The 23,209-nt window shown below is 49.2% G+C and carries 17 protein-coding genes; 13 read left to right on the forward strand and 4 right to left on the reverse strand.

From position 1 onward, the window contains the following. The first annotated feature begins 236 nt into the window (after positions 1 to 236). The 4 genes from EZV61_RS07045 to EZV61_RS07060 all read left to right on the forward strand — a co-directional run bounded on the left by EZV61_RS07045 (position 237) and on the right by EZV61_RS07060 (position 7,129). A complete protein-coding gene (locus EZV61_RS07045) occupies positions 237 to 1,193 on the forward strand; it encodes a type 2 periplasmic-binding domain-containing protein (RefSeq protein WP_131414787.1) in 957 nt (318 codons plus the stop codon). Continuing rightward, positions 1,157 to 2,602 carry an OprD family porin gene (locus tag EZV61_RS07050; RefSeq protein WP_131414788.1) on the forward strand — a complete coding sequence of 482 codons (1,446 nt, stop codon included), beginning with the start codon at positions 1,157 to 1,159 and terminating at the stop codon, positions 2,600 to 2,602. Before EZV61_RS07045 ends, EZV61_RS07050 begins: the two co-directional genes overlap by 37 nt. A gap of 85 nt (positions 2,603 to 2,687) precedes the next feature. Next, the gene (locus EZV61_RS07055) at positions 2,688 to 3,893 is read left to right on the forward strand and encodes a hypothetical protein (RefSeq protein ID WP_131414789.1); all 1,206 of its coding nucleotides are present in this window, start codon (positions 2,688 to 2,690) and stop codon (positions 3,891 to 3,893) included. Between the two features lie 317 nt (positions 3,894 to 4,210). Further along, positions 4,211 to 7,129, forward strand: coding sequence for a choice-of-anchor Q domain-containing protein (locus EZV61_RS07060; RefSeq protein WP_131414790.1), 2,919 nt, complete (start codon positions 4,211 to 4,213; stop codon positions 7,127 to 7,129). Positions 7,130 to 7,223: 94 nt separating this feature from the next. On the opposite strand, the gene EZV61_RS07065 is transcribed toward EZV61_RS07060, so the two are convergent. Genes EZV61_RS07065 through mnmH form a run of 4 tightly spaced genes read right to left on the reverse strand, consistent with a single transcriptional unit; the run spans position 7,224 to position 11,403 of the window. After that, the gene (locus EZV61_RS07065) at positions 7,224 to 8,687 is read right to left on the reverse strand and encodes a PhnE/PtxC family ABC transporter permease (RefSeq protein WP_131414791.1); all 1,464 of its coding nucleotides are present in this window, start codon (positions 8,685 to 8,687) and stop codon (positions 7,224 to 7,226) included. An 8-nt stretch (positions 8,688 to 8,695) separates the two neighbouring features. Beyond that, positions 8,696 to 9,358: an ATP-binding cassette domain-containing protein gene (locus EZV61_RS07070; RefSeq protein ID WP_131414792.1), complete on the reverse strand. Its 663-nt coding sequence runs from the start codon at positions 9,356 to 9,358 to the stop codon at positions 8,696 to 8,698. Positions 9,359 to 9,376: 18 nt separating this feature from the next. Then, positions 9,377 to 10,237, reverse strand: a complete 861-nt coding sequence (locus tag EZV61_RS07075) for a putative selenate ABC transporter substrate-binding protein (RefSeq protein WP_131414793.1) — start codon at positions 10,235 to 10,237, stop codon at positions 9,377 to 9,379. Positions 10,238 to 10,284: 47 nt separating this feature from the next. Further along, on the reverse strand, positions 10,285 to 11,403 hold the full coding sequence (gene mnmH, locus EZV61_RS07080; protein WP_240695164.1) for a tRNA 2-selenouridine(34) synthase MnmH: 1,119 nt from the start codon (positions 11,401 to 11,403) through the stop codon (positions 10,285 to 10,287). A gap of 215 nt (positions 11,404 to 11,618) precedes the next feature. Between mnmH and EZV61_RS07085 the strand changes: the two genes are divergently transcribed. The 9 genes from EZV61_RS07085 to fabV all read left to right on the forward strand — a co-directional run bounded on the left by EZV61_RS07085 (position 11,619) and on the right by fabV (position 23,130). Next, positions 11,619 to 11,891, forward strand: a complete 273-nt coding sequence (locus EZV61_RS07085; protein WP_114337496.1) for a hypothetical protein — start codon at positions 11,619 to 11,621, stop codon at positions 11,889 to 11,891. A gap of 195 nt (positions 11,892 to 12,086) precedes the next feature. Further along, on the forward strand, positions 12,087 to 13,682 hold the full coding sequence (locus EZV61_RS07090; RefSeq protein WP_131414795.1) for a phytoene desaturase family protein: 1,596 nt from the start codon (positions 12,087 to 12,089) through the stop codon (positions 13,680 to 13,682). 212 nt (positions 13,683 to 13,894) lie between these two features. Beyond that, the gene (locus EZV61_RS07095) at positions 13,895 to 14,494 is read left to right on the forward strand and encodes a glutathione S-transferase family protein (RefSeq protein ID WP_114337498.1); all 600 of its coding nucleotides are present in this window, start codon (positions 13,895 to 13,897) and stop codon (positions 14,492 to 14,494) included. 94 nt (positions 14,495 to 14,588) lie between these two features. Next, positions 14,589 to 15,860, forward strand: coding sequence for an O-acetylhomoserine aminocarboxypropyltransferase/cysteine synthase family protein (locus EZV61_RS07100; RefSeq protein ID WP_131414796.1), 1,272 nt, complete (start codon positions 14,589 to 14,591; stop codon positions 15,858 to 15,860). A gap of 115 nt (positions 15,861 to 15,975) precedes the next feature. Then, a complete protein-coding gene (locus EZV61_RS07105; RefSeq protein ID WP_131414797.1) occupies positions 15,976 to 16,557 on the forward strand; it encodes an outer membrane beta-barrel protein in 582 nt (193 codons plus the stop codon). Between the two features lie 435 nt (positions 16,558 to 16,992). Further along, positions 16,993 to 17,523, forward strand: coding sequence for a GNAT family N-acetyltransferase (locus EZV61_RS07110; RefSeq protein WP_114337501.1), 531 nt, complete (start codon positions 16,993 to 16,995; stop codon positions 17,521 to 17,523). A 115-nt stretch (positions 17,524 to 17,638) separates the two neighbouring features. After that, positions 17,639 to 20,755 carry an efflux RND transporter permease subunit gene (locus EZV61_RS07115; protein WP_130566802.1) on the forward strand — a complete coding sequence of 1,039 codons (3,117 nt, stop codon included), beginning with the start codon at positions 17,639 to 17,641 and terminating at the stop codon, positions 20,753 to 20,755. Between the two features lie 4 nt (positions 20,756 to 20,759). Then, on the forward strand, positions 20,760 to 21,833 hold the full coding sequence (locus EZV61_RS07120; protein ID WP_114337503.1) for an efflux RND transporter periplasmic adaptor subunit: 1,074 nt from the start codon (positions 20,760 to 20,762) through the stop codon (positions 21,831 to 21,833). Positions 21,834 to 21,945: 112 nt separating this feature from the next. Beyond that, a complete protein-coding gene (fabV, locus tag EZV61_RS07125) occupies positions 21,946 to 23,130 on the forward strand; it encodes an enoyl-ACP reductase FabV (protein ID WP_131414798.1) in 1,185 nt (394 codons plus the stop codon). The last annotated feature ends 79 nt before the right edge of the window (positions 23,131 to 23,209 follow it).

Below are 23,209 nucleotides of genomic sequence, written 5' to 3' on the forward strand. Positions count from 1 at the left end.
CCAAGTCAAGGGTTGCAGACTAAATAATGATAGATGAAAGTGGCTAGAGGCGAGTGAATAATCGGGGGCTAGCCTTTGCTTTTATTAGATTTTTCTTGGCTAGATCGCAATTTAAGCAACCTACGTTCATACATCGTCGTCAGCTGTTGGTGATTTGCTACAGTTGAGGTACGGCGAGTAATACCGTTATCGCAGTGATGCTGACGATGAAACACGATAGAAAAGATGGGTTATAGATGAAGCGCATGGACAAGTGGTTTAGTTTATTTCTGGCGGCTTTGGTGATGGTCGCCTTGCAGCCTTGTCAAGCTAACGACCGGATGGATGAGCGCCCGTCGACGGCAACCGTCTCGGCCGCGGAAACCATCGTACGGATGACGCCTAAGCAATCGGCTGAAGATGCTTCCCATAGCTATCTTGTGGCTCTATTGGCGCTGGCGCTAGACAACACTGAACCCGAATATGGGCCTGCCCGGGTTGAATTTATGCCGATAGCATTGAATCAAGGTTTGATCCTGCATCTGCTGGATATTGGCGGCGTGCTTGATGTGGTGGCTTCTGCGCCTACCGCAGAACGTGAAACCTTGTTTCGAGCAGCGCGGGTGCCGTTGCTAATGGGGTTGCTTGGCTATCGTATGATGATTATTCGTCCAGAGGACAAAGAGAAGTTTGCGGCAGTCACTGAACCTGAGCAGTTGCAAGCATTGAAGGCTTGCCAAGGAAAGTACTGGCCGGATACTGATATTCTTGAAAATCAGGGGTATCAAGTGGTGAGGGTTGAGGAGTTTACGCAGATGTTTGAGTATCTGCAGAGCGGCCTATGCGATTATTTCCCCCGTGCCATTACCGAAGGCTATGGTGAGTTAGATGCCTACAATGAAGCCCATCCTGACACGCCTCTATTGGCTTATGATCAGACCCTGCTGCATTATGTCGTGCCGTTCTATTTTTTTACCAGTCATCAAAATTTTGAGTTGGCAGCCAGATTGGAGTTGGGCTTGCAGCGCGCGATTGAGCAGGGAGCATTGCTTGAACTCATGAAGAAGCATGAGGTGACTAAGGTGGCATTTCCACTGCATAAATGGAAAGACGCAGTGGTTTTTGAAGTCGCCAACCCGACCCTGTCAAAATCTATCCCCCTGTATGAGCGTGAATATTGGCTGCAGTTACCGGTAAAACAGCGCAAGCAGTGAGTACGTGCGCGACACTTATCTGTCTGAGTGTGCTGTTGTTGAGCTGCAGCGCCAGATTGATGGCCGATGACCGAGCCCCTACCGTCGTTGATAAAGATTTTGCTGATGAATTGGCTGATAAGTCATCGATGCAGGGGTTGCTCTCCTACATGCAGCGGAAGCGAAAGCGGCGTGATGAAAGCGGTCAAAGTAACCGCTTCAAAGATGACCTCAATCACGGCACACTGCAAACCACTTTGAAGTTTAAGTCGGGTTGGTTGTACCAGCAGTTTGGCGTCAACCTGAGTGCGTTTGGCGCCACTGACCTGACCTATGATGATGAGCTGCCAAGAAATATCGAGAATGAGTTTTCGTTTGCTGGCGAACGTTGGAGTGATGAAAACAGCAGCGAAGCGGAAAGTGGCGTCAGTGTTTCCCGTGCGGTGTTGAAATATCGGACTGAAGATAAACAATTCCGCGTTAAAGCCGGTTACGCGCCGATGCATGTGCCGGGTATTATCGGTGTTAACTGGTCATTTCAGCCTGGTACATACCGTGGTGTCCAAGCCAAATATACCCCGCAGAACTGGACAGTAACCTACGCCTGGGCGGATGAATACAAGGCGCCCTGGTATCTCAAAACCCAACATTTTTCTAAAGTGAATGCGTGGGATCCGAACCCCGTCAGCGGCGACAATCGCATCGATTATATTCATGGACTAAGTGCCAATTATCAGCCGCCAGAGGCTGACTGGTCGTTGGCATTTTCAGCAGGGCAATCCGCTGATTATGTCGATGCCTATTTCTTTAAATTAGCTAAGCAGTGGGCGATTGCAGATGGCTTGAGTGTCAGTTATCAGTTTTACGGCGCAGATTCTAAAAATGACCCCGGTTATGAGTTGTATCAGGGGCTGGCATGGCAGCAGGGGGTGCGGGCGCAACTAATCAGTGGAGACTGGCTGTGGAAAGCGGAACTGTTGGCGACCAAGGCGGAAGGTATCGGTACTTATCTGCCACGGCTGACCCGTGGCTATGCCAACTCCCAAGGCGCGTTGGAATACTGGTGGGACAGTCGCTCTGACTGGAACAACGATGGTGAAACTGCTATCTACAGCGGCGTTTGGTATCAACTGTCATCATTTAATTTGCCGGACTGGCAAATCGGTGCGTCGGCAGCTTATGGTTGGGGAGCCAAGCGTTGGGTAGATCAGCAGCAAGATCATCAGGCTAAAGATGGCAAAGAGAGTGCTTGGAATATCGATATTATCTATGCGGCGAATAGCGGAATCTTGGATGGGTTAATCGCCCGCTTGCATTACACCCATTACCGTAATCATCAGGATGACAAAGGCAGCTTTTACTACGCCAATATGTTTACCTCCGAGCGGGATATTAAGCTGGAATTCAGCCTACCAATTGATTTTCTGTAATGTTACCGCTTTTCATCTATTAGGCTTCGGTTTAATATGCCTAGGCGAGAAATACTTTATTTATTGAACATTTATAGGAAATAGTATGACACACGGACGTATATTATCGGCAGCTTCGGCGCTGACATTCATTCTTGTGGGTTGTGGCGGCGGTAGCGGCGGTGGCGACTCAACTCCCGTTGTAGAAACCACATATAACGGTCTAACTTCAGATGCGCCTATTAATCGAGAGTCGGCCGCGGCTTTGGTTGAATTTTTGCCTTCCGAAGAGTCATCTTTACCATTTTTCTCTCCTTCTCCTCGTCAATCTCAACCGACAGTTTCTCTGCGCCCAGTCCCCAAGGCATTTGCTGCTTTATCGTCTCCAGGGGCACATCAAAAATCTGTCGTCCGTGTAGAAGAAGCTCTGGACTGTGATAGCGGCTTTGGTGAAGTTCGCGGTTCAATAGATGACGTCACTTACCTTGGTTCCTATGTGATGAGATTCGATGAATGTGTTGATGATAATGATCGAATCACGGGGGAGATTGAAGTCTCGTGGACTAAGGCTGATCCTTATTACGGCGATCCAATTGATATCACTATGAAGTATAACGACCTGTCAGGCGTGAACTTGGATACTAGTGAGGAGATGATTATCTCTGGCATGGTCTCTGCGAGCGGTATGGGGACGTGTGACATGCTGTCTGTTTCTGATCTGATTATGCAAAGTTCGATGCCAGAAAATAGTATTTTGATGGAGGAATATAGATTACGTATTGAGTGTGATTATTCGCTATCGACCTCCTACGAAACTGAAAAGTACACATACTCTGGCAGCATATACATAGGCGATTTAGGTAAGATCATGGTGTCTAGTGAAGATGCTATTTTCGCTTTGAATGTTTATGACTTTGATTCGCCGTTGGGGGAAATGACTTTGCTGGCTGATGGGAGTATCAGTATTCAAAATAGCACTGGTAGTCTCGTTTTCGAAGGCTTGTATCAAGATGATACTTCACCTGCGCCAAGAGAATTTTTAGTTAAAGTTATGCTGGATAAGGGGCTCGACGGTGAGCTTGAAGTCGACATGATTATTCCCGCATGGTGGATGGCTTCTCCTGACATGATGGATATGGAAGACAGTGATGGTGATGGTATGTGGCGTGGTTGGGAGCTCGCCCATGGGCTTGATCCTACTGTGGCCGATGGTGCGTTGGATAGTGACAATGACGGCTTTACTAACTTGCAAGAATTTGTCGCGCATACCCATCCGATGAATCAGAGCGATTTTCCCGCTGAAGAAGAATAACTACATGTTTTGAAAAGCAAAGCTCCGGTAAGGGGGCTTTGCTTGTTCATTATGATCTTTCCAATTCTTTTACTTCTTGGTTGTTGCGACTGGCTATCCCTCACCTTTATCTCTCTTAATCCACTTTGTTTTGAGTTTAGCCCGTGCGCATTGCATTGTTAATCAAGCATGACTGTTGGACTCCGTTGCGTCACTATCTTTTCAGAAGCCAGATGAGCACTCTCCTTTTTGTACATTTATTGACTTTATTAACTTTTTAATAAATTAACTTGTCATAAGATAGGGCTGAATAAGTTTTGTTTTTTTTGGGAGTTTGTATGTTTCAAGGACGAATGAATGCCTTTATTATTTTAGCTTCTCTATCGACCTTTGGCTGTGGTGGTGGTGGTGGTGGGGGAGGGGGCAAAGAGCCTGTTGTGGTACCTCCACCTATAGAACCTCCCGTTGAAGAGCCAATCAGTTACGATGGGTTGCGATCGGATGCCGCTTTAGATACAGAAAACATCGCTAAATTTGTTGATCTTATCTTTGACGGTGATAGCACTATAAACCCTCTAGAAAATCTTATTTCCCCACAATTTTACGCTACAGCCGCAGTGGCGATTAATGAGCCAATTGACTGCACTTATGGCAGTGCTGTTCTTTCTGGAAGCTTGGATGATACGAATTTGTTGGGTACGGTAACTGCGACTTTTGATGAGTGTTATCAAGATGGTTTGATCCTTTCAGGGCTCTTTGAGATGACCATTGAAGAAATCGATCCGGCGTTGTTACAACCGACGGACTTCACTATCCGATACGACAATTTAAGTATTAGCACTGGTAACAGTGATTTAAAAACTATATTTGGTACGCAAGTTGTTCGGGGGGAAGGATCTTGTGATGCCAGCGAAACAATAAACATAATTGTTGACGATCTAAATCCAGATAATAGTTATATGCTAGAAAATATGGTGATTCGTCATCAATGTGATGAGAATAGTAAAGATTATCTTTCCCTTGAGCGTCGGTCATTCTCTGGTGCCATCTACATAGCGAGTCTCGGCAAAGTTACGTTGAATGGGCAAGATTTACTTTTCGCTGTCGATATTTATGATGCCCGTCTTTCTCGTGGAGTGACTGATTTTCTAGTCGAGGGGGAGTTAACTATTTCCAATAGTTCAGCCACTGCTATTTTTACTGGTAGGCAAGATGAAGATGAAATAGAAATTCCTGATCGTTATTTCATCCACGTACTTTTTGACCAGCATAATGATGGTGTATATCAGATTGATGCATCGGTTCCCTCTTCCTGGCTAGTCACTCAAGGTATGATGGATATGTCTGATGGCGATAATGATGGTATGTGGCGAGGATGGGAGGTTTTTTACAGTTTAGATCCTTCAGTTAACGACGCTAGTGAAGACCCTGATAAGGATGGCTTTACCAATTATCAAGAGTTTATTACATTCTATAGTCCCAATAGCAAACATTGGCACCCAGGAGGCTGGTTACGGGCGCGCAGTGACAGGGTGTTGGATAAAGTGTTGGCAGCGAATGAAACGTCTTCTAATGAAATTTACCTAGATGGTAAGTTAGACCAAGCTTTTATCGCGAATATTGAAACCCTTGATGTAATGTTCGAGCTGGGTACATTTGGTGGTAATTGGCAATTTGAATCTACCTTTAATTGTCAGCTCATTGAAGATACGGAAAACATTGGTGATATCTTAAACTGTTTTGATATTCCATCTTCTCTTTTTAGCGACTTGCAGGACAATTTGCCTATCGTCAAATTAACGGTAACGGCAGGGAATGATCTTGACTTGGCGTGTCCCTATGTGTCGTTGTTGACGTCAGTAGATTTAGATATAGAAAGTAACCTGTTGTGTTATTCTTTTGCGGGAAAATTACTCGCCCCAGCATTGGGGTCACCAAGTAAAGCCTACCTTTTTTCTGAGTTAGATGAACAAGCGATGCGTTACCCAATCTATCTGACTGATCAAAATTATATCTTTGCCTTTCCTGAGACGGTTACCGTGAGTGGTCAATTAGTTGAAAACAGTGCTGGTATCGATTTGTTAGGTGTTGATGGCGATACAGAGTTTCGTTCACCTGACTGCGAATTGATTGATGCTGAGCGCTTCCAATGTTCCGGTGGTTATGCTGACGTACGAGCTTTAGAACTATCCTATTTACCTGCCACTCAAGTGGGCACTGCAACTATTCGTTGGGAAATTACTGCCCAATTTGCAGAGGGGTATACCCGTAGTTCAACGACCGAACGAGTTTTGGCTTTTGGTCTCCCAAGTATAGAGCTGCAGGAATTAATAGACAGTGCCATTGTTGACAATGAGCCGTCTTTGGACTTACCCAGTGGCAACTATATTGGTCCTTTAAGTGTTTCGGGTGACTTGTCGCTTAATGGAGGGGCGGGTACCATTTTATGGCTTACTAAAGCTCAACCAGGTTCCACCCTTTCGACTTCGTACAGTTTTGAAACGCAAAATGCGATTACTGTTCAAAACATGACATTTCATGTTGCTGATACTCCTTTGGTAATGTCTGGTGGAATATTGCATCACAATACTTTTTACGACGTCGGTTTTGATACTGAAAAATTTGTTGTTGTCGATTCAGCTACTTATCAGGATTTCACTGCCAATGCTAATCATTTTCACTTTATTGAAACGAACATTGAGGAAAGCCAATTTTACTATCATCGTGCGGCAATTGAGGCTGAAGCTAATTATGACAGTGAGGGGTGTGAGTGTTACTTAACTAACAATTTGGTTGAGGATTTGGGGGTGGGACTAAGTTTTTTTGATGACAATAGTTATCAACCATCTGCCAACTCCAGCATTATCGCCAACAATACACTGATAAATGTGGATCATTTATTAAACCACTACATTCGTGATGGGAGTCATTTTTTAATTGTCAACAACCTTTATTATCGAGATTCAGAGTTACCTTCTGCCAAACTACTTAATTTAACGATTAATTCCAATGATGATTATTCAAAATATGTTGATTTTAGAAGTAACTTAGTCAGTGATCTTGATGCTCTTTATATTAACCAGAACATATTATTGTTGCCGACGGTCACCGAGGATATGCTAATTGATGAATTGTTAACCGAACAGGCAATCGATGCTGGTGAAGATATGTCGGAGTTGTTTAATAGTGACATTATGGGGCGTAACCGTCCTATTGGTGCAGGATTCGACATTGGAGCCTATGAGCGTCAACAATAAGTAATTAGGCAAGTAGGATAGAAAATATAATAGGCTCGCGCTTTCGGGCCTATTATTGAGTTAAATGGCCAAATTCTTGATTGGCAACAACCTGTTATTCGAGTCTTAGCTCTCTCAATCCCGCATAAGCACGGGTTCGCCGTGACAAGCTATCAATTGTGATATTCAGCAGTGCACTGACGATGATCAGCAGTGCCGCGCGGTCAAAACGGATATCCTCAAATGCGGAGTCGATATAAAAGCCCAGGGTGGTGATCCCCAGTATGCCTAAGATGGCACTTTCCCGCATGATTACCTCCCAGCGATAGAGCAGAAAGGTCAGCAGCTGCGGGAACAGCCGAGGCAGGACTTCGTAACCGTAGCGATTTAATCCGCGGGGCGCATCAAGGCGAAGCTTGACGTTGTCAGCGATGCGACTGCCCAGATAACTGATAAGGGCACCGTTATGCAGTGCCAGCGCCAGTATGGCGGGCAGCATGGATGGACCAAATATCAGCAGAAAAATAAACGCCAATATCATCTCGGGTGTTGAGCGCATCATCAGCAATACACCGTGCCCGCAAACTTGGCTTGGTCGGCGGCCAAACTGCTGACTACCCAGCCAGCTAAAAGCGATCATCAACAAGCAGGTCACCGCCAGACTGAGTTGTGTTAGCAATAGCGTATTGCCGACGGCGGGCAAGGCGATCTCCTGTAACTGCTTGCCATACCAGCTGAACGCTGCAGACCAATCGCCCGCTTGCACTGCTTTTGGCCAGATATCCTGACTAAAGAATTGCCAAAGGTAGCTGCCGTGCACCGTTGCTGTGTCTGGTAATAACCAGAACGCTGCAAGCAAGTACAGGGGCACTAAGCGAGCGTAGAGCCATAGTTTTAAGCTGGCGATTAAAGCAAAAAACAGCAGTAGGATGGTGGCGGCTTCATCATATTGCCCTTGCGAGAAGGCGGTTTCCAGATAGAAACCCAAGGTAGGTAAGCCGATAAAACCAAGAATAGCGCTGCTGCGCAGGGCGCACTCAAAACGGTAACGGGTATAGGCCACTAACGCCGACCATGCTGAAGGGATCTTGCTATAGCACCAGTGGCTGATCTTATCTGTGCCTTTGGGGACGCTGTTATGGTCGTCAACACCACCGAGGATCTCGGCGTACACTTTGGCAAACGTGCAGGCGTAGGGCAGGGTGATAGCCAGTAATCCTGTTAGCGCAGAGAGTCCAAACACCTGCATAAAAATCAGTGCCCAGAATAACTCGTGGATCGCGCGGAAAAAGGCACAAGCCACTCGTATCGCCCGCCACTGAAACAGCAAGGCGAGGGGCAAACCTAGGATTGCCGCAGCGGCGACGCCGATAAAAGCAAAGGCGAGGGTGATGCCGGTAGCAGAAAGCAGTGTGCGCCATTGGCTGAGGTCGGGATACAGCAAGCCGCTGAGCATGCGACCCAACTCTGTTCCTGGTTCCACCTGATATACTGCTAAATCGGCCCACGGCAACAATAGCAGGGCACTGATCAGAAAAAATAAGGAGACCTGTTTCAGGCGCTGACCGCTGTTAGCCATCGGCTGGCCTACGCATCAACATAGAGCGCATCGAGTTGCGCTGCCGTTAAGGCATCGCCTGACAGGTCAAACAGGATCTTGCCCTGGTCTAAGCCAATCACGCGGTCAAAACAACTTAATGCTAGCTGTTTGTTGTGTAGCGCAATGACCGAGCTTTGATGGCGGCTTTGGATCAGCTCAATCAGCAGCTTGGCTTGCAGCGGGTCAACGCTGGAAACCGGTTCATCACCGAGAAAAATTGGGGCTTGTTGATAGAGCGCGCGGCCAATCGCTGTGCGCTGTTGTTGCCCTCCGGACAGCTCGGCCACGGCACTGAATAGTTTGTCACTGAGTCCAAGCTCTGCAGCAAGCTCTGCCACCTCGGCACGCCGTGTTGCCCATGGGCGGAGCAGATTACACAGGTTATACAGGGCGTTATGCCGGGGCAGTTGGCCCATATAAATATTGTGATATACCGACAGCGGAGCAACCAGGCCATAGCTCTGCGGGCAAAGCGCTGCGCGCTCTGCCGCTTGCTGGTAGAGCATATTCAGCAGCGAGCTTTTACCCGCGCCAGAGCGGCCGACTAAGGCGATATGCTCACCTTGGACTATGGTCAGGTGCAATGGGCCAAGCACCCGTTGCTTGCCGTAGCATAGAGAGTCGCCGTCGAGAGAGAATATCGCTGTCATTGGCTTGGGCTAACGGGACTAATCAAGTAAACCAATCGCTTTGCCAGTCTGCACGATTGGTTCATAGTCGGCATTGCTAGCTGGGACGAAAGATTGACGTGGAAAGCTTGCCAACAGCTCGGGATCTTTCATGTTCAGTAAGGCGGCTTTCACCTTAGCTTTGAAGCCTTCGCCATAGCGACCATCGACATCACCGCGGATGCTCCATTGATAGTCGGGGTAGGTGGGGGTTTCCCAGATCACGCTGACCTTGTTTGCATCGATTTTGCCTGCGGCCAACTCACTCTCCCACACTTTATAATTTACCGCACCGACTTGGTAAGCACCTGACTGTACCTGAGCGATGGTGCGACTGTGATCACCGGAGAAGCCGACGCGGCTAAACAGTTGCTCTGGCGACTTTTCGCTGAGCAGACGTAGATAGAACTCAGGCATTAAGCGGCCAGAGGTAGAGCCTTTGGAGCCGAAGGTGAAGGTCTTACCCGCCACGTTGTGTGGAAACTCAGCCGCAGCAGTGAGTTCAGCTTGGTGATGGGCAATAAAGTAGGTTTTGAAGAATTGGTCTTCATAGCCTTGAGCAAGCGCTTCTGAATCAGGTACCAGTGCCCGTGCACGAACGCCAGATAAACCGCCAAACCAAGCCAGCTGCACTTGATCATTACGAAAAGCTGTCACCGCTGCCGCGTAAGATTTCACCGGAATATAACGTACCTCGACACCGAGTTGTTCACTGAGATAGACGGCAACTTTGTTAAAGCGCTCCTGTAGGCGGCTTTCATCTTCATCGGGTATGGCGGTGAAGGTAAATACAGTGGCAAAGCTGCTACTGGTAGCGAGGAGGGCGGTTAGCGCCAGCAGGGGTTTCCAAATGAACTTCATCTTGTTTTTGTCCTTAAAATAGTCGGTGTTGTCGAAAGTTAAAGTGGTTAGGTAAATGATGGCAGCCGCTTGAGGGTGGCTTCATCTCTTAAGTAATCGTTAGCGGCTTCCGTATCGCCACGAAACACAATACGGTGCTGCTTTTTGGTCAGCTGATAGTCGTACATGGGATCGTAATACTCAGCGAACAGCGGGGCGATCCAAGCTTTGTGACTTTCCGGTCGCCCCCGGAGGTGGTCATTGAAGCCATGCTCCAACAGAGCCAATAACTCCCGGTAGCGAAGATCACCCAAGCGGCGTTTTAATTTACTCATCGCCAGGCGCAAGCCATCGGCAAAGTGGCTAAAGCCTTCCTCCTCTCCCCATTTTTGCTGAGATGCCGCCAAATTATCGAGAATATAGTCGCGATAGCTAGTCTCAATACGTTGTTCTAACGAGGTTTCTACCAATACTAGCGGTGCTTGTTGCATCTCATTTTGTAGACATAGTGGCAGGGCACAGCGGCCTATCAGATGGCTTTCATCCTCTAGCACAAGCGGCTGGTAACCGTGCTGATGACGATATTTTAATAGGTCGATCGCCAGCGCATTTTCAAAGCCTATTTGTGCCGGTTGGCCACCGATACGTTTGCCGAAGGCGCTGCCTCGATGGTTGGCGAGCCCTTCCAGATCAATGAAACGGGGCAAGCCAGTGAGCAAGTGGGTTTTAGCGCAACCGGTACGCCCGCCTAAAATGACCAGAGGTACCTTAGGGAGGTGCTGTTCTAGCTCGTCGATTAAGAAGCGGCGCATTGCTTTATAGCCGCCGCTAATTCGGGGGTAGGGGGTGCCTGTTTCTGTCAGCCATTGTTGACTGATCTGCGAGCGCAAGCCGCCGCGAAAACAGTAGAGGTAACCCTCTGGATGTTGCTCGGAAAAGCGCTGCCAAGCGGCCACTCGCGCCTCTTTGGTAGCCCCTTTCACCAGTTGGTGGCCGAGCTTTATTGCGGCATCTTGGCCATGCTTTTTGTAGCAGGTGCCCACTTTGGCGCGCTCTTGATCTGTCATTAGGGGCAGATTAACTGCGGTGGGGAAGGCGCCTTTGGCAAACTCCAGCGGTGCACGGGTATCGATCAGTGGCCTGTCATGGAGAAAAATATCGGTAAAATCGGCACTGTCTTTACGCACGTTTGCTATCCGGTTGTCACAATTGGGCGTCATTATAGCGAGTTAATTACTGAATGGATGTAGTTGGTTATTAACAAGCCGCCGGAATGGGATGTTGTTTTTGATCACATTTTTTTAACAATGTGAGGGCGTTTGTTTTTTAATCGTAAATTCAGTGGCATTCTTCTTTGCTTAATTAGCAAAGCGATTAATTAAAGTCACGGCAGAGGAACCCAATGACGTCCAATAGCAAACAAAACCTGATTGGCGCCGCAGTATTGGCATTTGCATTCGTATCTTCGGCGAGCGCGTCGGAATTGACACCTGAGCAGTGTCAGGAGTTTAAGCTGATCGCAGAGGTGTCGTTGACGGAATCACAACAGCAACAGGTGACCGACAGTTGTAAGCAACGCTATAACAGCCAGGATGGGCTAAGCCAGTGCGCTTATGAAGAGGGTGAAGCATTGCGAGTGAAGCTGATGGACGTCGCAACGACAGAGTGTCAGTAATTCCCTATTAGCTCCGGGTAAGTGCGTCTGCGTGGTTTAAGATGTGTACATGGCGAGTGTATTGTCGGTCGTCGTGATACTGTATTTGATAATAAAAACCACACATTGATCGTGCACCTAGTAATTAATGTGTAGCTGTATATGTTGTGGTGACTCCTTTCCAAATAGATCGTTCACTAGGACATTTCAGACAACATGGTAGTTGCAAACAAGGCATTAATAGACAAGTTGCAAACGTATGACGTTCACGTCATCGGCTCAGGCATTGGTGGTCTCTGTGTCGCCTTGTTGTTGGCAAAGGTGTTTGCTAAAAAAGTTTGTCTATTAGAGCAGCATTGGACTGCGGGTGGTCAAACGCATACCTTTGGGCGCAAAGGTGGCCAATATGAATGGGACGTAGGTATCCACTATGTTGGTAACCCTGAAGATGAAAAATTGCCTTCTAGGTTGTTACGTTTTCTGTCAAACGACCGATTGAAGTGGCGAAAGCTTGATCCGGCCTATGATCGTATTCGTTATCAAGATCTCAGTTTTGATTTCATCGCTGGAAAGGCAGAGTTGATCGCCAGCTTGGTGGATAAATTTCCTCACGAAGAAAAAGCGATCAAGGGCTACTTCAAAGATATTCAGAAGGCCAGCCAATGGCTGATCAAAAAAAATATTATAAATATTGTTCCATCGCTAATTGCCTATCCTCTGCGTTGGTTGCGCCATCTCAATAACAGTTTGGGAAGGCAGACCACTGCAGAGTATTTGGCGTGTCACTTTAAAGATAAGGCGCTGCGTAACTTGCTCGCGAGTCAGTGGGGCGATTATGGCTTGCCACCTGAACAGAGTATGTTCGCGATACATGCGCTGGTGATGAACAGTTATCTTGACGGTGGTTGGTACCCCGAGGGGGGAAGCGGCCAGATTGCCCAGGTGTTACTTGATGAGCTGGAAAAGTGTGACGGCACCTGCCTGACCAATGTGAAGATAGAGAAAATCATTACCGGCAAAGAACAGGGAGCAGCTCAGGTTGTTGCGCTGGATGTCACCATAGATCACCATAAGCCTAGCGCGTATTCCTTTACGTTACCTATCAAACAGCTGTTCTCGAGTTCAGGGGCTTACAATACCTATCGTAAACTTTTAGATAAGCCGATATATCCAGATTTAGAAGAGATCCCTTGGCGCACCAGTCTTATGACGCTGTACTTTTCGCTGAATAGAGACCCCCGTGAGCTGGGCTTTACCAGCAGCAATTATTGGCTATTTGATCAAAAAGCCGATGGGCCATTTTTGACTCAGGAAAGCCGCGGTGTATTTCTTTCATTTCCGACATTAAAGCAGGGCGAGAATAGCAATTTTTGCGGTGAGGTTGTCGCACATATTGACCCCGCACGGTTTAGCCAGTGGCGAGATACTGTTTGGAAAAAGCGCGGTAAGGATTACCGAGCGATGAAAGATGAGTTGATTAGTCAGCTTATCGATACCGTCAGCCAGCATTATCCAGAGTTGAGAGCAGCGATTGACTATAGAGAGTTATCCACACCGCTCAGCTTGGCCTTTTTTACCCAGCATCCTCACGGCAATATGTACGGTGTCCCCTTTATTGCTGGCCGCGATAGCTTTGAATTCTGTCAAGCCAAGACACCCTACAGTAATCTATATTTATGTGGCCAAGATGTGCTCAGTATGGGATTTTTTGGTGCGCTGTCGGGCAGTATGTTTAGTGCTTTGGAAAGTCAGGGAAGTAAAGGCTTTCCCACTATGATGGGTGCAATTAAGGCGTTTGAAAAAGTTAACTAACTTACCGTTTTAGGCTGTCGTCTATCTATGGTTGTTCTATTTGTTAAGTGACTGATTTAGTTGCTTTGGGTGGCGATGGTTGGTTAATTTGATCAGTGGCTTATTTAGCTGGTTTTTCTCCTTCTTTAGCTGGTATTGCTCGCCTGCCCCTGCCATGCTTATCGACCTGATTGGCTGCCTATTTAATCATGGCTGAGTTCATAGGAGGAACCATGTACCGCCTCTTCGAAATGCCAGCTTCTGGTAACTGCTATAAAGTGCGCTTAATGATGTCTCATCTGGATATTCCCTATGAGCGGTATTCTATTGACATTATTAGCGGTGAATCGCGAACCCCTGAGTTTTTGAATTTAAACTGCAATGGCAAAGTGCCCGTATTGCAGCTTCCAGATGGCCGTACATTGCCGGAATCAAATGCGATACTGTGGTTCCTGGCAGAGAATACCGCTTACCTGCCGCAGGACTCGTTCGAGCGGGCGCAGGTCTTACAGTGGATGTTCTTCGAACAATACAGCCATGAGCCCTATATCGCGACCAGTCGATTCTGGCGGGTGTTTGCTGATCCGAGTAAACATGAGTCGGAACTGGCGGCGGCTCATCCGAAAGGGGAAAAAGCGCTGCGGGTATTGGAACGCCATCTGAGCACCCGGCGTTTTATGGTGGCAGATAGCTATACCATTGCTGACATTGCGCTCTATGCCTATACCCATGTGGCCGATGAAGGCGGTTTTAATCTGGAGTGCTATCCGGCTATCAGGCGCTGGTTGCAGGAAGTTGCCAGCCAACCCGGTCATGTCACTATCTGTGGATGACCCCTTTGCGGTACTGATAACAAGACTGCTTTTAACCCACTTCAAAACCTAATTCGGCGTAGTTTTCACGTCTAATGACAAAGGATCGATCTGAATGAAAGATGCAACCAAGGCGATACATGCTGGTTATCAAACTGACCCGACGACCAAATCGGTTGCCGTGCCTATTTATCAAACCGTGGCGTATGAATTTGATAACGCTCAGCACGGCGCCGATCTGTTTAACTTGGCGGTGCCTGGTAATATCTACACCCGCATTATGAACCCCACCACAGATGTGTTGGAACAGCGCTGCGCTGCGTTGGAAGGGGGCGTTGCGGCGCTCGCGTTGTCAGCCGGTAGCTCAGCCATTCATTATGCGATTATTACCTTGGCCAGCGCTGGCGCGAATATCGTATCGCCACCACAACTGTACGGTGGCACCTATACCCTGTTTGCTCACATGCTGCCGTCAATGGGAATTGAGGTTAAGTTCGCAGCGGATGATAGCGCTGAGGCGATCGCTGCCTGTATTGATGAGAATACCCGTGCGGTATTCTGCGAGACGATTGGTAACCCCGCAGGCAACATTATTGATCTGGAGGCTGTTGCGAAAGCGGCCCATGACGGCGGTGTACCGTTGGTGGTCGATAACACGGTGGCAACCCCGGTATTGTGCAAACCTATCGAGCATGGTGCCGATATTGTGGTGCACTCATTGACTAAATATATGGGTGGACACGGCACTGCGCTAGGCGGTGTGATAGTAGATGGCGGCACTTTCCCCTGGGCCGACTATCCGGAAAAATACCCTATGCTGACCCAACCGGAACCGGCTTATCATGGTGTGGTGTATACCGAAGCTTTTGGTCCTGCGGCCTTCGCCGGTCGTGCCCGTACGGTGCCGCTACGCAATACCGGAGCGGCAATATCACCAATGAATGCTTTTTTAATCCTGCAAGGGATAGAAACCTTAGCGTTGCGGATGGAGCGTCATTGCGACAACGCCCTCGCGGTGGCGAGTTATTTGAAACAGCATGAAAAAGTCGAGTGGGTTAGCTTTGCCGGCCTGGAGGAAGACCCCCGCTATCCTTTAGCGCAGAAGTACTTTAATGGTAAACCTTCATCACTGCTCACCTTTGGTATTAAGGGCGGTTTGGAAGCGGGAGTGAAGTTTTACGATGCGCTTGGCTTGTTTAAGCGTTTGGTGAATATTGGTGATGCGAAATCACTGGCGTGCCATCCGGCCAGTACCACTCACCGTCAACTCTCTGATGAGGAGCTGACAGCCGCTGGTGTGACTCCTGAGATGCTCCGTCTATGTGTCGGTATCGAACATATCGATGACATTCTTGCAGACCTAGAGCAGGCCTTGGCCCAAGCCTAACGGGGATCGGTTGCGTTAGCGTAAGCAATGACTGGCCACCGCTTTATCGGTGGCCTTTTTTATCGTATATTCAGACGGTTACTGTAATTCAGCATTCACTTATGGAAGAGTCGTTATGAAAGCCCCTGCTATTGTCCTTGCTACTTGTTTATTTGCCTGTTCTACGTCCGTTTTCGCCGAAAGCGAAGGCCCGAGCTTCTCTATTGGCGCTACGGGTGTAAAAACCTATTTTGATGAAAGCTGGGATTTTTGTATTTTTGAGTGCGGCTTCCAACCGAATCTTGACGACGATACCGATGCCGGTTTTGAGCTGTTTGCTAAGGTCCAATACAGTCCGTTATGGACCTGGAAAATAGGCTATATGGATCAGGGGGAGTTTAGTTTTAAGGGACGCAACAGCAATGAATTTGTGACCGGTACAGGCGACGTGAGTATTGCTTATGCGGCGTGGGCACCTCAATGGTTGGTTACCGAGAACTTCTCATTGACAGCAGGTCTGGGCTTGGGTATTCAAGATATTGACCTGGATGTTCAAGGTGGTGAGGCCGATATTGATGACAGCACCGTATTCTATAGCTCTTTGGGCGCTGAATATCGTTTAACCGAGCAGTTTGCGATGCACGCTGAGGCGGGTTATAGCTTGGGTGATGATATCGATGTTGGTTGGATTGGCCTCGGCGGTAGCTACTTCTTCTAGTCACACACCAAGACAAGTTAAGTGTTCTCAAATACTTAACTTGTCTAATGCATAGCCTCAGTTTTATTTAGGCACTCTACCCGCCCCAGTAAATATAAGCACATCTAAGCTTTGCAATCGCCATGGTTGCGCCGGTTGGCGTAGTCATATGAGTGGCTCTCTTCCCTACAGATCAGCAGCACAAATCGCACTGTTTAGGTGTCTAGGCGTCGCAATGACTTTAATAACGAGGGTGGGTTTGTTGCTTTCTATTATTTGCGGATGAACTGTGTGGTGTTGCGTGGCTTCACAAGCATTGTTGAAGGAATTGCAGTTCAACTACTTAGGGACTATATCTACTTTGCATTGGCGTTTTCTTTCGCGGTCAAGCTGCATCATTCCACTAAGGTAAAGCTCATGGCAGAGGCTAGGGCTGAAGTAGAGTAGGGAGTCATTATGGGTACCTTGTGTTGTTCAACACGCATCAACTATCACCCCGTGAATGAGCAGCATCTGCATGCTTTGGTCGCTCTGGACAGTGACCCTGAAGTGATGCGTTACATCAACGGCGGGAATCCGACGCCAGTTCAGCACTATCGTGAGCGGGTGTTACCCCGTTGGCAGGCATTGGCTGAAAGAGCATCGCATCTGGGCTTCTTTGTGATGGAGCATCAGGAGGATGGAAGGATATTGGGCTGGGTACATAATCGCCCGTTTGTTGATGCTAAGGGGGATGAGACCGGCGAACTTGAGTTGGGCTACCGGTTATTTCGTTGTGAATGGGGGCAGGGTTACGCTAAAGAGGCTGCCGCCTGGGTGTTGAACAATAGTAAGCAGCGTAAAGAAGCCAGCAAATTAGTGGCTATTGCTATGCCTGATAACCTCGCATCGATTGCTGTGATGCGTCATGTCGGTATGTCTAAAGAACATAGCTACACCCATGCCACGGGGGTTGAAGTGGTTAAGTACAGTTGTCAGCTCGATTGAGATTTGCACAGACAAACAGATTGGCCTCAATGTTAATAATTTGTAACCCTTTGCCTAGGCGTTAACCTCTTTTCCCTCATATACTCAGTGTCATTATTATCAGTGTGACAAGGTTATGGTCCTTACTTCCAGTTCATTGAAGAACCCCGCCGGTGTTTTAATCATGGTTGCCATGGTCGCTTTGCTAGGGCTATACAGCCTGCATCAGCTGCCAGTACAACTCTTCCCCTCGATTGAGCGTCCGCAGATCTCGGTGATGACCAGTTGGCGCGCGGCCTCGCCGCGGGAGATTGAATCGGAGATCCTTGAGCCACAAGAAGAGGTGTTGCAGGGGCTGCCGGGTGTTGAAGAGATGTCCGCCTGGGCGAATCGCGGTACCAGCTGGATCAACCTGACATTCGGTTTAGAAACCGATATGCAGAAGACCCTGATTGAGGTGATTGCGCGGATGAACCGCTTGCCATTGATGCCTCGCGATTCTGATCCACCCACCATCATGTTGGGCGGTTGGGGTGGAGACACTCCTGCGCTGACCTACTTCTTCATTCAGGCGTTGCCGGAGAATGAACACCCAGTTAGTGACTACCTGACTTTCTTTGAAGATGTGGTGCGCCCCCGTTTGGAGTCTGTGCCCGGTGTCAGTCGTGCGCGTTTAGAAAGTGGCGGAGGTTCGCCGGAAGAGCTACAGGTTCGTTTCGATCCGTTTCTTGCTGCAGATCTGGGAATCGATCTGAGTGCTATCGGTAGCTTGCTCGGCAGTGGTAATGACATATCCGGCGGTTTTGTCGATGTGGGGCGGCGTCAGTACACCTTGCGCTTTGCTGGGCGTTACCAGCCGGAGCAGTTGGGTGAGTTAATTCTTGAATGGCGTGATGGTCGGCCGGTGTATCTGCGGGACATAGCAGAGATCACGGTGAAACGTGGCGATCGCCAGGGGTTGGCGATCCAGAATGGCAATCCAGCGATATCGGTGCGTATCGATCGCCAAAGTGGCGCAAATGTTTTGGCAACCTTGTCGTTAGTGAAAGCGGAAGTAGAGAAGCTGCGGCAGACGGTATTGGCAGAAAAACAGCTCACCATGGAGCAGTCTTTTGATGCGTCGATTTTCATTCTGCGAGCGATCAACCTGCTCACAGGTAATTTGAGTATTGGCATCTTGCTCGCCATTGGCGTGTTGTGGTGGTTTATGCGCCAGACTCGCGCCACCTTGCTGGTGGCATTGGCGATCCCGATCTCGCTGCTGTCCACTTTTGTGGTACTTAAGCTCACTGGGCGCTCACTGAATGTGATCTCTTTGGCCGGTTTGGCCTTTGCGGTGGGTATGGTGTTGGATGCTGCCATTGTTGTACTGGAAAATATCGTTCGTCATCGCCAACAAGGCGAGACCGGCTTGCGAGCTGCGGAAGTCGGTGCCACTGAGGTATGGGGGGCGCTGTTGGCGTCCACAGCTACCACGGTGGCCATTTTCATCCCGGTGATTTTCCTTAAGGATGTCGAAGGTCAACTGTTTGCTGATTTGGCGCTGACCATCGCCATCGCAGTGTCCATCTCTTTACTTGTTGCGGTCACTATTTTACCCGCTGCTGCCAGCCGCTGGTTGGTACGTGATGCGATCCCAGATCGGTTGGCAGGTTTATGGCTCCGCATTACCGAGAGAATTATGCGAATAACGGCATCCGCTAAGCGGCGCTGGCTTTTAATTGTCAGCATGATGACAGTGCCGATTGCAGTGACTGTATTGATGTTGCCATCGATCGACTATCTGCCGCCAGTGAAACGGGATGCGGTTGATGCCTGGTTTAACTTTCCCCCAGGTGCTTCTATCGATACGTTAGATAAAGAGATCGTGCAGACCATAGTTCAACGCTTAGATCCTTACATGAAGGGCGAGCAGCAACCCGCCTTGAAAAACTACTACATCATCCTCTGGCCCAACGGTGGCACAATGGGCGTCAGGGTGAAAGAGCAAGAGCAAGTCGGAGAGATGGAAACCTTGATGCGGGAGCAGATCTTGGTAGGTCTGCCAGACACCATGGCTTTTGCCCGGCAAGGTAACCTGTTTGGTGGTTTTGGGGGTGGACGTCATATTGCTGTGCACCTGAAATCGCGAGACACCGACGCTCTGCTACAAGTGGCACGTTTTGGTGTCGAGCGGCTAAATGAAGTGATGCCGGAAGCGAATGTACGCCCAAATCCTGGCTTAGAGATGGCGGAACCAGAACTCCGGGTGGTGCCAAATGACAGACGGATGTTGGAAGTGGGTTGGGATCGCAGCGATCTTGGCAGGCTGATACGGTCGTTTGGTGATGGCCTTTACGTTGGCGAGTACTTTGATGGTGATAAGCGGATGAATATCATCTTCCGCAGTGATCAATGGCAGTCACCTGAGCAGCTTTCCGCCATGCCGTTGGCAACGCCTCAAGGTGGTCAGGTGACCTTGGGCGAACTCGTAGATATTGAGCGTACCGTAGGGCCAAGTCAGGTTCAGCGCATTGATCGCCGCCGTACCATTACGTTAGGTGTAACGCCCCCTGAGGGGATGACGTTGCAGCAAGCGATTGATCTGATAAAAACTGAGGTTGAGCCGCAATTGCAGGCGCGTATGCCTGCCGATGGTGCCATCGGTTATGGCGGAAGTGCAGATAGTCTAAAGAGCGCACTGAGTAACATGGCGGAGAACTTCGTTGTTGCTTTACTGCTGTTGTTTTTGCTCATGGCCGGACTGTTTCGCTCAGCCAAGGACAGCTTGCTGGTGGTGCTATCAATACCGTTAGCGACGGTGGGTGGCGTGTTAGCGTTACGTTTATTGCATCTAGTCAGCTTTCAACCGCTGGATCTACTGACCATGATTGGCTTTGTGATCTTACTGGGTTTGGTGGTGAACAACGCGATCCTGTTAGTGCATCAGACCCGCTCCGCAGAGCGCCATGGCGAAGATCGTGCTGAAGCTGTCAGGCAGGCATTGTTGTTGCGGATGCGGCCTATCTTTATGAGTACCTTGACCAGTATTTTCGGCATGTTGCCGCTGGTGCTGATGCCAGGCACTGGCAGTGTTATCTATCGTGGCCTGGCGACGGTCATTGTCGGCGGCATGTCGGTGAGTACGTTATTTACCCTGCTGTTGTTACCGGCATTACTGCGCCTAGGTGAAGGTCAACAGAGGCAAGCCGAAGTCGTGGATATGCCGGAGCGTTTTCCAATGGCCAGTGGCAACAAAGGCAACCGGAGTTAGTGAGATGAGATTTGTGAAGTGGTTTATCAGTGTTGGCCTAGTCTGCCTATCATCTAGCGCTGTCGCGGAAACGCCACCGGCGTCGGTGTGGGTGGCCACCTCCGTAAGCCAGCAGATGCAAGCGCAGCTGTGGTTGCCCGGCACCGTAGCCTCGCGCCATGATGCAGAGATTGCCGCAGAGATCAGTGGCCGTTTGACCTGGATCGCGGAAGTGGGGACGCAGGTTGCAGCCGGAGATGTGTTGGCGCGTATTGATGATAGCTATTTGGCGTTGGAGCTAGCCGCGGCTGAGTCGGCCATCGTGCGTTTGCAGGCGCAACTGACCTTTTTGGATAAGAAACTGGAGCGCTTCACCGAAGTGGCTCGCAGTCAGGGAACATCCCAGAATGAATTGGATGAGTTAACCTCGTCGCGGGACATGGCCGTACAGGAGTTGGTGGAGGCCAATATTAGCCGCGAGCAAATTAAGCATCGACTGGCACGCACGCAGGTGAAGGCCCCCTACGATGGTTTGGTGGTGAGTCGTGTACAGCAGCCCGGTGAATATACGGAGATTGGTGAAGATCTTCTGCGCTTAGTGCAGATCTCTACGCGCGAGGTGCGCATACAGGCACCATTGAGTGTGGCTGCCTACCTCAAAGTTGGCGATCAGGTGGAGGTTTCCTATCTCAACCAATCCGCAATGTTTGCTGTACGAACCTTGATCCCTGTGGGCGACCAGCGCTCTCGTACCATGGAGTTGAGGTTGCAGATGAACGACACGGATTGGCCGGTGGGCGCTGCGGTCAAAGTCGCGCTGCCCAACAGTCAGCCGATGCAGGTGATCGCCGTGCCTCGTGATGCATTGGTATTGCGCGGCAAGCAGCGCTATGTCTTTAGCATCGATGAAGAGGGTGCTGCTAGCCGTATTGAGGTAAGCACAGGTATTGCCCAAGGCGATCTGATCCAGGTGGTCGGTGAGCTATCCGCAGGGCAGGCGGTGGTGGTTCGAGGTGCTGAGCGTTTGCAGCCTGGGCAGAAGGTAAAAGTAGAGAATCGACTGGCACAAGCGGAAAAGGTTGCCAATATAGAAGGTTAACCAACTCCGACCACTGCGTGTTGGTTTGGTCAACGCTCACTATTCGGACATAATAGGCGCAGCTTATCATTGGGCTAGCGCTTATTTGCTCGCCAACAGACAGGAATGACTCATGGTTATCAAGCCAAAAATTCGCGGTTTTATCTGTACCAATTCCCATCCCGCTGGCTGTGCGGCCAACGTGCAGGAGCAGATCGCCTTTACCAAAGCACAGGGTGCTATCGCTAATGGTCCCAAGAAGGTGTTAGTGATCGGTGCCTCTACTGGATATGGCATGGCGTCGCGTATCACTGCCGCGTTTGGTTGCGGTGCTGCCACCCTCGGTATTTTCTTTGAAAAGCCGGGTACGGTGAAGCGGACGGCCAGTGCGGGTTGGTATAACTCTGCGGCGTTCCAAAGTGCTGCTGATGAAGCTGGCTTGTATAGCAAGAACATCAATGGCGATGCTTTTTCTGATGAGATTAAGCAGAAGACCATTGAGGTGATTAAGCAAGATCTTGGTCAGGTTGATATGGTGGTTTACAGCTTGGCATCGCCTCGCCGTACGGATCCTAAAACTGGCGAGACTTTCACTTCAACATTGAAGCCGATCGGTCAGGCGTATACTGCGCGTACGCTGAATACAGACAAGCTTGAAGTGCATGAGATGACGCTGGAGCCAGCGACCGAGCAAGAGATCGCCGATACCGTGAAAGTGATGGGCGGTGAAGATTGGGAGCTATGGCTTGATGCACTGAGTGAAGCGGGTGTGTTAGCAGAAAACGTGGAAACAGTTGCCTACAGCTACATCGGTAAAGAACTGACCTGGCCTATTTATGGCAAAGCGACCATTGGTAAAGCGAAAGAAGATCTTGATCGTGCTGCCGCCGCGATCACAGGCAAGTTAAGTGGGCTCAAGGGTCAGGCCCGTGTGAGCGTGTTAAAGGCGTTGGTGACGCAAGCCAGTTCCGCCATTCCAATTATGCCGCTGTATATTTCATTGCTATATAAAGTGATGAAGGAAGAGGGCAGCCACGAAGGTTGTATCGAACAGATCCAGCGTTTGTTCCAACAGGTCTATGTCGGCCCTGAAAACCTAGATGAAGATAATCGTTTACGTGTTGATGACAAAGAGCTTGCGCCTCATGTTCAGGCTGCTGTTGCCGATGTTTGGCCGGAAGTCACCACTGAGAACTATAACGAGTTAACAGATTATCGCGGCTACCATGCCGACTTCCTGAAGCTGTTTGGTTTCGGGGTGGCGGGCGTGGATTACGAAGCGGATGCGGATCCAGAAGTGGAAATGCCGTTGGCTTAATATCGCATATCTCTAAGAAAGGGCGCCTGATTGGCGCCTTTTTACGTTGTAGATAGTGGATTTTTTGACTCTTGCCGCT

Source organism: Corallincola luteus, assembly GCF_004336975.1.
Classification (GTDB): Bacteria; Pseudomonadota; Gammaproteobacteria; order Enterobacterales; family Neiellaceae; genus Corallincola; species Corallincola holothuriorum.